Annotated in this window: 9 protein-coding genes; 6 read left to right on the top strand and 3 right to left on the bottom strand. The window is 57.5% G+C overall.

The window, feature by feature from the left end; translation table 11 throughout:
- Positions 1–83: 83 nt before the first annotated feature.
- Complete coding sequence (locus tag Pla52nx_RS32405; RefSeq protein WP_146523065.1) at positions 84–638, top strand: hypothetical protein; 555 nt, start codon at positions 84–86, stop codon at positions 636–638.
- Here the strand turns inward: Pla52nx_RS32405 and Pla52nx_RS32400 are convergent.
- Both Pla52nx_RS32400 and Pla52nx_RS32395 read right to left on the bottom strand, forming a co-directional pair.
- Positions 635–3,853 carry a protein kinase domain-containing protein gene (locus tag Pla52nx_RS32400; protein ID WP_146523066.1) on the bottom strand — a complete coding sequence of 1,073 codons (3,219 nt, stop codon included), beginning with the start codon at positions 3,851–3,853 and terminating at the stop codon, positions 635–637. The genes Pla52nx_RS32405 and Pla52nx_RS32400 overlap by 4 nt on opposite strands.
- A gap of 68 nt (positions 3,854–3,921) precedes the next feature.
- Positions 3,922–5,247, bottom strand: coding sequence for an AAA family ATPase (locus Pla52nx_RS32395; RefSeq protein ID WP_146523067.1), 1,326 nt, complete (start codon positions 5,245–5,247; stop codon positions 3,922–3,924).
- A 244-nt stretch (positions 5,248–5,491) separates the two neighbouring features.
- On the opposite strand from Pla52nx_RS32395, the gene Pla52nx_RS32390 reads away from it, so the two are divergent.
- The 5 genes from Pla52nx_RS32390 to Pla52nx_RS32370 all read left to right on the top strand — a co-directional run bounded on the left by Pla52nx_RS32390 (position 5,492) and on the right by Pla52nx_RS32370 (position 12,803).
- Positions 5,492–6,607 (top strand): EAL domain-containing protein, encoded by a 1,116-nt coding sequence (locus tag Pla52nx_RS32390; RefSeq protein ID WP_146523068.1) that lies wholly within the window; start codon positions 5,492–5,494, stop codon positions 6,605–6,607.
- 213 nt (positions 6,608–6,820) lie between these two features.
- The gene (locus Pla52nx_RS32385; protein ID WP_146523069.1) at positions 6,821–8,701 is read left to right on the top strand and encodes a hypothetical protein; all 1,881 of its coding nucleotides are present in this window, start codon (positions 6,821–6,823) and stop codon (positions 8,699–8,701) included.
- A gap of 77 nt (positions 8,702–8,778) precedes the next feature.
- Positions 8,779–10,008 (top strand): polysaccharide biosynthesis/export family protein, encoded by a 1,230-nt coding sequence (locus Pla52nx_RS32380; RefSeq protein ID WP_197455050.1) that lies wholly within the window; start codon positions 8,779–8,781, stop codon positions 10,006–10,008.
- Positions 10,009–10,011: 3 nt separating this feature from the next.
- Positions 10,012–11,367 (top strand): sensor histidine kinase, encoded by a 1,356-nt coding sequence (locus tag Pla52nx_RS32375; RefSeq protein WP_231742702.1) that lies wholly within the window; start codon positions 10,012–10,014, stop codon positions 11,365–11,367.
- Positions 11,364–12,803, top strand: a complete 1,440-nt coding sequence (locus Pla52nx_RS32370) for a sigma-54-dependent transcriptional regulator (RefSeq protein WP_146523070.1) — start codon at positions 11,364–11,366, stop codon at positions 12,801–12,803. The genes Pla52nx_RS32375 and Pla52nx_RS32370 overlap by 4 nt, the downstream gene beginning before the upstream one ends.
- Here Pla52nx_RS32370 and Pla52nx_RS32365 read toward each other — a convergent pair.
- A complete protein-coding gene (locus Pla52nx_RS32365; protein WP_146523071.1) occupies positions 12,779–13,270 on the bottom strand; it encodes a hypothetical protein in 492 nt (163 codons plus the stop codon). The two genes, Pla52nx_RS32370 and Pla52nx_RS32365, sit on opposite strands and share 25 nt — an antisense overlap.
- Positions 13,271–13,298: the final 28 nt, after the last annotated feature.

Here is a 13,298-nt window from a genome sequence, read left to right as displayed (position 1 = left end):
ATGCGTGGGCAAATCGACCACCATGGTGGGCAGAGCGGAGCGATCCGACAAGTCACCTGACTATTTTGTGATTGAAAAACCCAATGGAACAGTATTTCGTCCGCGTGGGGGCACTGGCGCAGGTCCGTGTGGCCGGCTCCCTCCTGACTTTGGAGCACGGCTGTCGAGTTGTGCTGCGATCACCACGTGGCCTGGAGCTGGGGGTCGTCTGTGGACGCAGTTCCACGTCGCCGGCGGCGCAAAGTCGGCAGTTGGCCGATGCGGCACCGGGGTACAAGATTCTGAGGCCGACCGACGCATCGGATGAATTGCTGATTGAACGACTGGAGCAACACAAGCGTGATGCCGTGGAGAGCTGTCGACGGGCGTTGGCCGAGGCGGGCAGCCAAGCGGTCTTGTTGGATGTGGATCAGATGATCAATGGCGGCGCGCTGGTGATGCACTTTCTGGGTGACGTCGATGCGATAGCCGAACGGATCTCGGCGCAGATTGCGGCCTGTTACGAAGAGACGGTCCGCTCGGATCATTTTGCAAAGCTGTTGCAAGAGGGCTGCGGACCCGGTTGCGGTGGCGAATCGAGCGGCTGTGGCAGTGGCGGTTGCAGCGGATGCAGTGTGGCGGCAGCCTGTCACGGTTAAGGTTTGTCGAACTGGACGTCGGTTCGAGCGTGCAGTCGACCGCTGATCCTGCCGTCATCACCCGTTACGGAACCCAGCAAACGAATGACTCGGTCCAGCGGTATTTGCTGGGCTTCGTGAATCAACATCGACGCAGCGGAGCGAGCCACAAAGGTTGTCAGTGTGCCCTCGTGCGATTGGCGGATCTCGGACTCGAATTTCTCGCACTCGTTGTCAGAGCTGCAAACCAGGAATAAACGTTGTTTTCCGCCGCATTGCAGCAGCGGTGGTCGCACGGCAACCAACGCATCAGACATGTTGAGCGGAACGGGTGCGCTCGTCGTTTCTCTGTTCTCGCTCAGGGAATGTGTGCCTGTCATTCCGATCGAATCGGAACCCACGCTCGACATGGCAGCTGTCTCCTTGCCTGAACCGGAGTCATTGAGCCCCAGTCTTGAATCGCTTTCCATCGATTGAGCGATCCTTTCGCTGCCCAGATGTTCCAACAACTCACCGATGAGGCTCATGGCAAGCCCGCTGATCGCGGTGTTCATCGCATCGACGCTGACCGATTGAATGTTTGGTCCAGCCAGCTTGATCAGCCATTGGCTGGATGCCCGAGCGTGCAGACTCTCCAATAGCGGCTGGAATTGAGATCGACTTTGCCCATCCATGGTATCCCATGGATTGCCGCGCTGGTTTGTGTCCTCGGACAGTCGACTGATTGCGAGCGCTACTTTGGCGGCACCGTCACAGATGTCTTCCTTTAACTTGGAAAGTTCTGCTTTCAGGGCATGCGCTGTATCGGCTGCGAGTCTCGCTGCGACAGCTTGCATCACAGTTTCTCCACGATCGCACGCGGTCCGCAGTACCCGCAAGTTACCCAGCGAGGACGGTAGAGTTTGGTTCGAACCGGAATGGGGAGCGGCTGGCAGGGCAGACTCAGCCTGTTCGATCAGGCTTGGTATCATCGATGCGATGTGGTTTTCGAGAGTCGACAGAGCCTCGATCGCCGATGCGAGGTTCATGCGGCGATCTTGTAGTCGGATGGAAATCTCATGTTGGATGTTTCGCGTGATTTCTTGAACGGCGATCAGTTCACGTTCGCCATCGATGATGCTCTGCAACCACTTCACCGTTTCCGCATGAGCGACATCGGCGATGCTAAGTCTGTCCGGCGTGATGGTGCGCAGGTGTTCCATCAACGCGGTGCGGCGATCTGCTCGATCTTTGCCAAAGTACTGCAAGGACTGCTTGATCCATGATTCGTGATTCAAAAAGGATCGGCGGATGGTGCGATCGACGACGGGACGTGCAAGTTCAGCCGCAGATTTGGGATCACCGAGCCATTGCATCAACAACAATCGAGTCGTCGGCTGAGCTAAGACACCGGCCTGGACTCGTCTGGCGTCACCGATCCAAACCATCGAAGCGGAACGGATTTGTGGTTGGTCCATCACCAAGTCGTCGGACTCGACCAGACGCCGTCCGGTTTCGAGCAAGTGACCGCAGGCCGTGGCGTCTGCCCACAGGTACTCCGTCGCGATCTCGCGCGGTGATCGAGCACCCTGCGCATCGGATTGAGGAAATAAGTAGGCGCTTTTTAGTGGAGTACGAGCTGCAGGAATGCTTGGCCAGCCGGCCCCGGGATCCCCGGGATAGCCGTTTTCGATTTTCATGAAGTGCATCATCTCATGCAACGCGGCATGCGTGCCATGAAGCCCCAGAACGCGATTGGGGTCTCCCTTCATTCGATTGGTCGTCAGCAGGGAAATGATCTCCAGCCTCTCCAAGCCGGCGTCGTCCAACAAGTATCGCAGCAGGTGCACGACATCGATGTACATGCCGCTGCCGGTTCCTCCCGAAAGGGAGCCCACGACGTAGATCGAGAGGTCATCTTCATCCCCATCGGACTTCAGTTCGGCGATCGCATTCTTGATGCCGCGGGTCACAGCAGCGGCATGATCGACCAGAGCCAGGCGGCCCAGCGGCCGCATGCCTTCGGTTGTCCCGCTGCGAGGAATGTTATAGATCCAGCGTCGGGAGAGCGTTCTCAAGTGTTCGGTGCCACGTTCACGATACTCGGTTGCTCTTCGCAGCGGCGTGTCGATCACTCGGCAGCCGGGCATCCAATCCGTCGGTTCGATGACCTTGGCGGCTTGCAAAGCGATCGGATCGGTATCGATCAGCACACTGTGCAGACGAACCGGCGGGGCCGAGTGCATTTCGGCGACTCGTCGACGCAGCGCGTGCAGGATGTCAGCCCCGGTTCCCCCCAAGGCAATGACCAACGCATCGCGAGACATGATTCCATGCTTGAGCCCAGAAGCCGCCTGCAATTGAGGCAGATCTTCGACACGATGCTCTGTGGGCTCCTGCGGAGGCTCACTCTCGTGGCTGGAGGAAACAGAGGGAGTTGATCGCGGTGTTGTCAGCTTGGAGACGAATTCCGTGCAACTGCCGAAGCGTCGTTCGGGAGATTTTTCCAAGGCCCGCGCAACGATCGGTCGGTCTGCCGCTGGCAGCGACTCAAGATTCGGCGCATTGTGGACGTGCTGAGTCGCCAATTGAGCAATGGTACGTCCGGTGAATGGTCGGACACCACTGACCAATTCCTGATACATGACCGCCAGACTGTACTGGTCGCTGTGCATGCTCGGCCGCCCGTCAAAGAGTTCCGGGGGCGCATAAATGGGCGTCAATCCACCGACCAAACTGCAGTCCGATTCACCCAAGTCCTTCAACAGTCCAAAGTCGGCGACCTTGACGTGGCCACCGACGATCAGCAGATTGGCCGGCTTGATGTCCAAGTGCTGCAGTTGATAGAGCTGATGCAAGTAGTCCAATGCATCGGCGGTGTCTTTCAAATACGACAACAACGCAGCACGCGGAATGCCGCATGACCCGCGGTCACGGTGTTGTTGAAAGATGTCTTCGAGCGATCCGTCTGCCAGTTCGGTCACGATCACGAGCTGATTGTCGATCAACTCAAATCGTTCCAAGGTCAGAATGAAGGGGTGCTGAACACACTTGATACGTTCGAGCGATTTCAGTTCCTGCTGAGCGCGGTGTTCATCGTGTTGGCCGAAGACAAACTTCACCGCCTTTTTCAATCCACCCGGAGCCACTGCCCGCCAGACTTCGCCATAACCACCACGACCGATCAACTGTTCCAATACGTAGCCGCTGATCGGCTCGTATCCGGGTTGAATCTTCTTTTCGGTTTCGGTCTTCATCGGGAATTCAGGAGATGTGACAGATCAGGGAACAGTGCCATCCGGCACGAGGACCACTTGCGGTTCGTTTACAGATGGCTGAAATAGGTTCGACATGCACGGTCGAGATACTCGGGGCGAATCGTCAAAGGAATCTGACGATACCGACAGTAGTTGGCGACTTGAGTCAGCAAGTCACGTGGATGGCATCGACGCATCTTGCGTTTGCTCTTTTGGTAGTAAGCCAACAAATGTTCGGCGGCTTCGGGTGTTTTGGGAAAACCGATCTTCTCCGCGACGCTTTCCATCAGCCTGCGAAACTCATCCGGTCCGGGATCGCCGACAAAGATCTTGTACGGCACGCGACGCAAGAACGCTTCGTCGACCAACGAGTTTGGATCCAGATTGGTCGAAAAGATCAGCATCTGCGCAAACGGAATCTGAATCTTCTTTCCGGTCGGCAAGGTCAAGAAGTCGCAGCGATTCTCCAACGGAACGATCCATCGATTGAGCAACTCCTCCGGCGCGATGCGTTGGCGTCCAAAGTCATCGATGAGCAGGCAGCCGCAATTGCTCTTCATTTGCAACGGTGCCTCGCTGATGTTGCTGCGTGGATCATGACGCACTTCCAGATTGTCCATTACCAGTTCGCCACCGACCATCACTGTGGGACGCTGGATGCGAACCCAACGGCGATCCCACTCTTGCGCTTTGAGGAAATTGCTGTTGGATTCCGGCACCGGTGCTGTGTGATGAAACGCGTCATCTTGCAGCTTGATCAGATTGCCGTCATCCAAAATCGCATGCGGGATCCAGATTTCTTGGCCCAAGCAAGTCGTCAGGCATTTCGCCAGCGTTGTCTTGCCATTGCCCGGATCACCGAACAGAAACATGCCTGTATTGCTGTTGATTGCAGGTCCGATCTCTTCCAACAGATCCATCTGGTAGGAGATCCCGGCCAACGCACGACGCAATTCGTCTTGCGAGATCGGGTCCAGCCCGGCCGCTTGGGCCTCCACGCTGAGCACGTAGTCGGACAGAGGGACAGGCGCGGGGCCGACGTAACTGCATTGCTTGATGCATTGCTGAGCACGAGTTTGGCCCAGTTCGGTCAGTGAATAGTAGTAGTCGTTGAAAGGAGCCGGACGGACGTGTGCGATCAGCTTGCGCGTTCGCAGAACATCCAACAGTGGTTCCACAACGCGAAACGGCAGTCCTACTTTCTCCGACGTCGAACGCCCGCTCAATGTTCCTCCCTGACGAACGATCTTGAGCACCAATCCCTCGATGAATGACTCGCTCAATCCTGTTTCCTCGAGACTCTGTGGTTCTGTCGGCCAGAACGTGTCGTCGGTCAGCAGGCTACCCAGCAGGCTTCCATCGATCGATTGTGTTTCGTGGATCAGAGAGTTCATGACGAATATGAGGTTTTCAAGGACGGTGATTGGTTCGGCACTGGCAGACCGATCGGTTGAAAACTAGCTCGCACTTAGTGTCTGATGAAACTCAGTCCGTGATGCAGCGAGAATTCGCAGGGCGAAGCATTTCAACCGCGGTGAGAGCAAGAAAAATGTGACGCCAGTCGCCACGCGTTGTATGCAACCTATGTTTTCACTGATTACTGCCTTCATCCTTCACGCTGGTTCTGGACGAATTCACATGCCTTCGATCGATAGCGTCGCCTTTGATCGACTTCGTACGAGCACGGTCGTGCACGGCGATGTGTGGTTTCTCTCGGGATCCCTACAACCCGAAGATTCGCTACGCCATTTCGCGATCGACGAGCCGGATTTTGTCGTGGGTCGCAAATCCGGAAACGCATTGAGGTTGCAATATCGAACCGTCAGCGGCAACCATGCCCGACTGAGCGTGCGTGAAGGCCGACTCTATCTGCAAGACTTGGGTAGCACCAACGGGACTTACGTCAACGGCAAGCGTGTCACGGAAGAAGTCCCGGTGGGTGAAGAGGACCTGATCCATTTTGCCGAAGCGCCCTTTCGGGTGCTCCGTCAGTCGCCCACCGGACATGCCTCCGGAACCCTCGCTCGAAATGTCTGTGACGAAGCCCTGGCGCTCGTTCAGTTCGATCGGATGATGAACCAACGTCTCGTCCGTCCCCACTTTCAAGTGATCATCGACATCGATGACAACGCGACAGTGGGATACGAAGTGCTGGGACGCGGTAGCGTTTTTGGCCTCGAGTCCGTCGGTGCTATGTTTCAAGCCGCTGAGCAGTTGAACATGGAAGTCGAACTGAGTCGGTTGCTCCGCTGGGAAGGCATTCGAGTAGGGCGAGAATTGCCCGGCCATCCGACCCTGTTTGTCAACACACACCCCAAGGAAATGACCGACAGCCAGGGATTGATTCATTCCCTGGTCAAAGTCCGCGAGATGTCGGGCAACACCGACCTGGTCCTCGAAATCCATGAAGCCGCGGTGACCAATCGTCGACTGATGTCAGAGCTTTCCAGTGCCATGAAGGACCTGGATATCCGGCTCGCATTTGACGATTTTGGTGCCGGTCAGGCGCGATTGGCCGAACTGATCGAATCGCGTCCAAATTTTGTCAAGTTTGACATCTCGCTCATCCGTGCGATCGATACCGCAGACACGCATCGGCGACGAATGCTGCAAACGTTGGTGCAAATGGTCAGAGACTTAGAAATACGAGCACTGGCGGAGGGTGTCGAGACACTCGAGGAAGCCGAAGCCTGCAAAGATCTCGGCTTCGATCTCGGCCAAGGCTATCACTACGGACGGCCTTCTCCAGCCTGACTCCCCGGCTGTTAAGCTTTGTCGGTTATGCCAGTTCCTCTGGCCGGGATTGGTCGCGACGATCGTACCGGCAGGGTTTGTCAATGATCTCTGGTGCGTTTGGTCCGATTACTCCCACAACGTCGTGTCCTCAGGGTTGCGACGGTTGAAATCATTGGATCGGAATGCTAGCTCAACAGGGCTAGCGAAAGCTTGGTTGCAGGGATGCTAACTATGACACAGAACAGCGGACGCCGTGCGGAATGGTCGCGTCGTAGACTTCGCCGAGTGTTCCTGGCGCTGCTGCTCGCTTGCCCCGCCGCCAACCTCGTGGCGGATACCTACCTGAATCCATTCTTTAGCGAGTCTGCGGAAGCTGATCAGCGGAACGACCGCTCGAAGGATGGTACAAGCTCATCGACGACCGAGATGGAATCAGCTCCGGCGGTGAAATCGGCTCCCATTGCGGCGATACGATTGCCAGCCCCACCGGCGACTTCGAACGTCACGCCGCCGATGACGCAGCGACCCGCGTACGTTCACCAGCAAGTCGCATCGAGTGATTTGCCGGCAATCGCAGCGTCATTGCGTCCAGCCGCCGCTGCTCGGCCGATTCCTCAACGTCTGCCGACTCCGTCTCAAGACGACCGTCCTGTTTTCGCTCCCATCGTTGCTGCGTCCAATGCGATGCCGGCCGTTCCGCCGAACCTTTCGCGACCAACGTACTTGCCTCCACCGCCACCGCTTGGCCTGCACGCTGAGCAGCTTGGGGCTGTGGTAGCACAACCCGCAACGGCTCCCATTTCTCAGCCGAGTCAGCGACCGCCGGCGTCCGTCAAAACGCAGCCCGACGTCAGCCAAAGCGTGTCGGTGCGTCAGGATTTGATCCCAGCGTTGCCCGCGGCAACACCGATGCAGCCGGCTGACGTGACCGCTCGAACAAAACAACCAGAGCCCAAATCGCAATGGCTGCAGTCGGTCACCCCATCGACCTGTCGCAAGCTAGCGTTGGAGCGTTTGGATGACGCCAGTCGCGAGTACAGCGTCAAAGCGTGGATGTCGGCAGAAACGTCTGCGTGGCAGTCACTCAGCTACGCCGCCCAAGCCATTGATGTTGCCCAGCGGCAGCTCGCCGCGCCGGTTGATTCCAAGAGCGCAAGCGAACAACTCTCTGAAGCCAAGACGGCGATTCGCGAAGCACGGGATTTTGGTCTTCACAGTGAAACACTTGACGAAGACGGAATCTCTCGACTGATTCGATCTCACGCCACGTCCATCCTGCACGAAGTGCCACTGGATGGCATGACGCCGTCCGAGGCCGCTGACCGCTATCTGGATCACGCCCGGCAATTGCTCGGCCGCATGGCGAGCTACCACGTTTCAACGGCCGCAACTCTCGATCTATTGGCCGCCATCGAATTGGGGCGTGATGAAGCCGATCGGATGCCCGCCGTCACAGCCCTGTGTCTGCGTCGCGCTGCATTTCAAGGTCAACCCGGCAACGGATCACTTGCCAAACGACTCGGGCAGCAACTCGCTGACATGGGATTGGACAAAGAGGCCATGTGGACGCTGGAGCACGCGATGAACATCCAGCCGGCAGCCGACACCGCGCAGGCCTTGGCAACCGTGATGAGCCGCAGCGGTGATCGTGAAGCGGCTATGCAATTGACCGCGCAATTGCGGAACGATTTGTCGCCGCCATCGGAGAGCCCTCGTGTGCCGGACATCATCCAGCTGACACCCGAGCAATTCGCATCGGTTTCGCCCAGTATCCATCAAACCAGCATTGCAACGCCGCTTTCCAACGCATCGGCAATGCAACCGCAGGGGCTGCCCGTTGTGCCGGTCTCTTATCGGATGAATGCATCCCAAGCGGGGGCAGGTACAATCGCTCAGGCTCCCGTTTCGCCATTTCCCGTTTCAGCTACCGGATCAACGACGTTTGGCACAGGATCGGTCGTCGATGGCGTTCCGTCGGCCAGCCCGTACGTGAACTCGCCGTCGGCTCAGCCGCACGTCCCCGATCCGCGATTCATTCAGTCCGGCGGGTTTCAACCCGCTCCGGTATCCAACGTGCAACGTTTCCTCGACAAAGTCACCGAGATGTGGTGATTCAACGGAGAATCAATCCTTTGATTCGCACTGGCACTTTATTCGCGTCCCTACCACGTCGACTGTTCATTCGCACTATGTTCAACACACACCACCATCGACTGTGTCTCGCATCGTACGTTGTCGCGATGTGGTTCATTGCGGGTGCACCCGCGACGCCGGCTCAGACGCCCGCCGCGAGCAACCATGTCGCGTCCGCATTGGTTCCCTCGTTGTCAGTGGAACAGAATTGTGGATGCCGTCGTAGCGAAGGCGGTTATCCGTGCAAAGGCGGTTGCCAGAAATGCATGATGGGAGTCGATTGTGCTGATAATTGTGGTGCGGAATCGCGATGGCGCGACATGCGACCCATCGCGCTGGACAACTACGGTCCCGGCGGTTACGCGGGACCCAGTCGCTATGCGCACTTGGGTGAGTACCGTCTGCGACCGGGCGACCAACTGCAAATCATCTACTTGATCACGCGTCGACAAGAAACCGGCGAGTATCGTTTAGCACCGGGCGACGAAGTCCTCATTGAGTCAGTGGCCGACACAGACTTGGATCGAGGCAGCTTGGAACGAGGCCTCGTCGTTCAACCCGACGGCACGATCACGGTACGATTGGTGGGACAGGTGCAAGCCAAGGGCTTGACGGTTCCCCAACTTCGCAAAGTGTTGGAGGAAAAGTACAAGGATCTCTACGACGAACCATCGATCGATGTCACACCTGTGAAAGTCAACACGCTGGCCGAAGACATTCGAAACGCGGTCGGTGGAGCCAGCGGCTTGCAGCAGCAAGCATTGAACATCACCGTGATGCCCGACGGCAAGATTCGTCTGCCCGGCATCGGCGGGATTTGCGTTCAAGGTTTCTCACTCGGTGAGCTGAAACGAGAAATCAATCTTCGCTACGGTGAACTGGTAGTGGGCTTGGAAACCGAACCGATTCTGAGTCAACAAGCTCCCCATTTCGTTCACGTGCTGGGACAAGTCGGCCAGCCGGCGCGGGTCGAACTGCAAGGTCCCACGACGGTGTTGGGTGCGATCGCAGCAGCCGGTGGTCATTTGCCCGGTGCTAATCTGCGTCAAGTCGTGGTGTTCCGCCGCGCCGAAGATTGGCGATTGATCTCCACCATGCTGGACTTACAAGGCGCGATCTATGGAAAGCGACCCACGCCCGCGGACGAGATTTGGCTCCGCGACAACGACGTCGTCATCGTGCCCGCACGACCGATCGAAGTGCTCGACAACTGGATCGATCAAGTCTTCACTCGAGGAATCTACGGCGTCGTCCCCGTCGGCTTGCTGAACAATAACAACAACTGATCGTTGACCACGCCATCCGCCTTTCGATCTCTTCGCTTTCGGCTACTGGGGCCGATCGTTGCTGTTGCTTTGGGGGCTGCGGTGGTCGTGGCGGTGGTGTCCTCTCGGCTGGGCGCCCGCTGGGCTCAGGATGATGTGGACTCGCGTTTCGCGGGTATCCAAGCTGCTCTACAGAACGCCCCTTTTCCACTGAACCAAATTGTCTTGGACTCGCTGGCCAAGTTGACTCAGACGCAACTGGTGACTTTGGGGCCCTCGGATCGGCAGCTCAACAGCACCACGTCGGGTTCGGGCGACGAGATCTTGGATGCTGAGAACTATATCGTGCACCGTTTTGAGACCACGCAGGGGTACGCTCGCTCGGACGGCGTTCTCAGCGTGGCCGTGTTGTTTGATCGCAGGCAAGTTGATGCGACGCGGCGGCGTGCGGCTTTGTTGCCGCTGATCACGGGGCTCTCGACGATTTTGGCAATCAGCTCGCTGACGTTGCTGTTGAGCACTCGGTTGGTCGGCCGATTGACGAAGCTGCAACGGCGAGTGGAAGCGGTCGCTGGTGGTGACTTTCAAACCGCAGTGTCCGATCAAGTAACCGATCACGGACCCGACGAAGTGGGCCGGTTGGGGCAGGCCGTCGATGCGATGGCGGGGCAACTGGGACAGCTTTGGAAGCAGGTCAATCGCCAGCAGAGTGAAAAACTGTTGCATCAAATCGCAGGCGGCATGGCACATCAGTTGCGCAACAGCCTGACCGGGGCTCGCATGGCGGTGGAGTTGCACGCGATGTCTTGCGATCAGAAGATGGACGATAGTCTTGACGTTGCCATCAAACAGATTGAGTCGTCAGAAGACTATGTTCGGCGTCTGTTGCTGGTCGCGTCGGGACGCCAGGATCAGGATCGTCCGGTGATGCTGAGAGAATGCTGGAACGATTTGCAGACCAGCCTGACACCGCTGGCAAAGCATTTGCGTGTGAAGCTGCAGTGGCAGATGGATCGCTCGATCGAATCTGCGGTGGTTCGCGACGGTCCGACGTTGGTGGCGGCGATGACCAATTTGATTCACAACGCGATGCAGGCCGCAGATCAAGTCAAAATCGAATTGGGACGAGCCGACGAGAACGCGGATGAAAGTCAAGTGCGATTTCGCATCTCGGACAACGGAGCGGGCGTGCCCGACGAGGTCGCTGATGAGTTGTTCGAGCCCTTTGTGACCAGCAAGCCGGAAGGCATGGGGCTGGGGTTGCCGGTGGTTCGTCGGGCAGCGGACTATCTGGGTGGCTCCGTCCGCTGGCGACGCGATGAGCAGTGGACAATCTTTGAAATGGATGTGGCTGTCGAAAGGACGGCGGGAAGCGAATGAGTACGACACAACAGTCGGTTTTGGTGGTCGATGACGAACCCTCGATCTGCTGGGCATTCGAAAAGATGCTCAGCCAAGATGGGCACCGCGTCTACACGGCATCTTCGGCCGAGGAGGGACTGGAGAAGGCAGCCGAGCACGCCCCGGATCTGATCATCTTGGATGTCCGTTTGCCAAATGAAGACGGCATCACAGCGCTTCCGAAGTTCTTGCAGGCGTCTAGAAATGCCCCCGTGATTGTGATCACTGCTTTTGGCGATTTGGAGACAGCGGTATCGGCTGTGAAGAACGGTGCGACGGACTATTTGACCAAGCCGTTCGCACTGCAGGATGCTTCGCGGGCGTGCCGACAGGCGTTGTTGAAATCGGCCAGTCGCGAGACTTCCCGGGCAACTCCTCGAGCGACCGGTCCGATGAACGTCGACCCCTCGGTGTTGGTCGGTCGATCACCCGCGATGCAGCAAGTGTTTCGTCAGATCGCGTTGGTTGCCGAAAGCGATTTGTCGGTTTTGATCACCGGTGAGACCGGCACCGGCAAGGAACTGGTTGCCGCCGCGATTCATCGACACAGTCGGCGATCCGACGGTCCCTACGTTCCCATCGCGCCGGTGGCCTTGAATCCTGATTTGATTGAAAGTGAGTTGTTCGGTCACGTCAAAGGTGCGTTCACGGGAGCGGCGGATGATCGCGCCGGGTTGTTTGAGCGAGCCGAGACGGGAACGGTTTTGCTGGACGAGATCGGAGACTTGCCGCTGGGAATTCAAGTCAAGCTGTTGAGGGTGCTGGAGCAAGGCCAGTTCAGTCGAGTGGGCGATGTCCGACCGATGTCGGCGGACGTGCGAATCCTTGCCGCCACGAACTGTGATTTGCATGACGCCGTTGCCAGGGGGGACTTTCGTGAAGATCTCTTTCATCGTTTGACTGGCATGCAAATTCATTTGCCACCGCTGCGTGAGCGGCCCGAAGACATCGCTGCGTTGTGTTTGTATTTTTTGGAGTCGATGAAGTATACCGCTGCTGACGAGGCCATCGATGAAACGCTTCTCGCTGAGCTTGCTGAGCGACCGTGGTACGGAAACATACGTGAGCTACGCAACGCGATCGAACATGCGGCCGTGGTCGCTCGCGGTCGTCGCTTGATCATCAACGATTTTCCGCCGGCGAAACCGGGACGTGATCCATCATCGCGAAATTCCTTTGGTCAGGCGACACTCGACCAGATGGTGCGTCAATGGGCAAAGACCATGCTGCAGGATTTGCAACCTGATACGCAAACGTTGCACGCTGATTTTCTGGCGGCAACGGAACCGCCGTTGTTCGATGAGTTGCTCAAGCATACGGCCGGCAACCGCGCAAAAGCGGCCGAGTTGCTTGGCATCCATCGTGGTACGTTGCGTGAACGCTTGCGGGCTTACGGAATGGACGAAGCCACGTGAAAATCGTAACGCACCAGGTGCCACCCGCTGCCGATTTCTGCTGACATCAGCAATCGGTGTCGATCGCCAAGTCCACCGACGAACGAATGCGGACGACTATTCTGTGGGTGCCATTCCACCCAGTCATCATGCTCAACCCCATTGAGTTTCAACTTGATCGCACCATTGGGATCGCGTTGAATTTCCGTGACACTGATTCCGCCCGTTGCAACCTGGGGCGGTTGCAACAGCAGCAATGTTCTGGGGTGGCCAAATGGATAAGCCATGAACGGACCGATCGGCGCGACCTCTCCGTCCTGCCGCGGCCAGGATTCTCGCAGCGGTTCCGCGATGGCGTTCAAGGTCTTGATTTGAACAGCCAGTCGCACCCGTTTGCCTTGCCATGAAAGCGACGTGTGTTGCACCGAAAGGGTGGCGATCACGAGGGGCAAGGCATAGCGGAGGAGTAATAGGGCAGGCGAATGCATGGCGTGGATGTGTTCGTGATGAGCAGCT

The organism is Stieleria varia, from assembly GCF_038443385.1.
GTDB classification, from domain to species: Bacteria; Planctomycetota; Planctomycetia; order Pirellulales; family Pirellulaceae; genus Stieleria; species Stieleria varia.
This window is presented reverse-complemented; position numbering and strand designations above follow the sequence as displayed.

Excerpts from the sequence above, each read along its gene's own strand:
- Pla52nx_RS32405 (WP_146523065.1), top strand. The coding sequence starts at position 84 with ATGGAACAGTATTTCGTCCGCGTGGGGGCACTGGCGCAGGTCCGTGTG.
- Pla52nx_RS32400 (WP_146523066.1), bottom strand. The coding sequence starts at position 3,853 with ATGAAGACCGAAACCGAAAAGAAGATTCAACCCGGATACGAGCCGATC.
- Pla52nx_RS32395 (WP_146523067.1), bottom strand. The coding sequence starts at position 5,247 with ATGAACTCTCTGATCCACGAAACACAATCGATCGATGGAAGCCTGCTG.
- Pla52nx_RS32390 (WP_146523068.1), top strand. The coding sequence starts at position 5,492 with ATGCCTTCGATCGATAGCGTCGCCTTTGATCGACTTCGTACGAGCACG.
- Pla52nx_RS32385 (WP_146523069.1), top strand. The coding sequence starts at position 6,821 with ATGACACAGAACAGCGGACGCCGTGCGGAATGGTCGCGTCGTAGACTT.
- Pla52nx_RS32380 (WP_197455050.1), top strand. The coding sequence starts at position 8,779 with ATGTTCAACACACACCACCATCGACTGTGTCTCGCATCGTACGTTGTC.
- Pla52nx_RS32370 (WP_146523070.1), top strand. The coding sequence starts at position 11,364 with ATGAGTACGACACAACAGTCGGTTTTGGTGGTCGATGACGAACCCTCG.
- Pla52nx_RS32365 (WP_146523071.1), bottom strand. The coding sequence starts at position 13,270 with ATGCATTCGCCTGCCCTATTACTCCTCCGCTATGCCTTGCCCCTCGTG.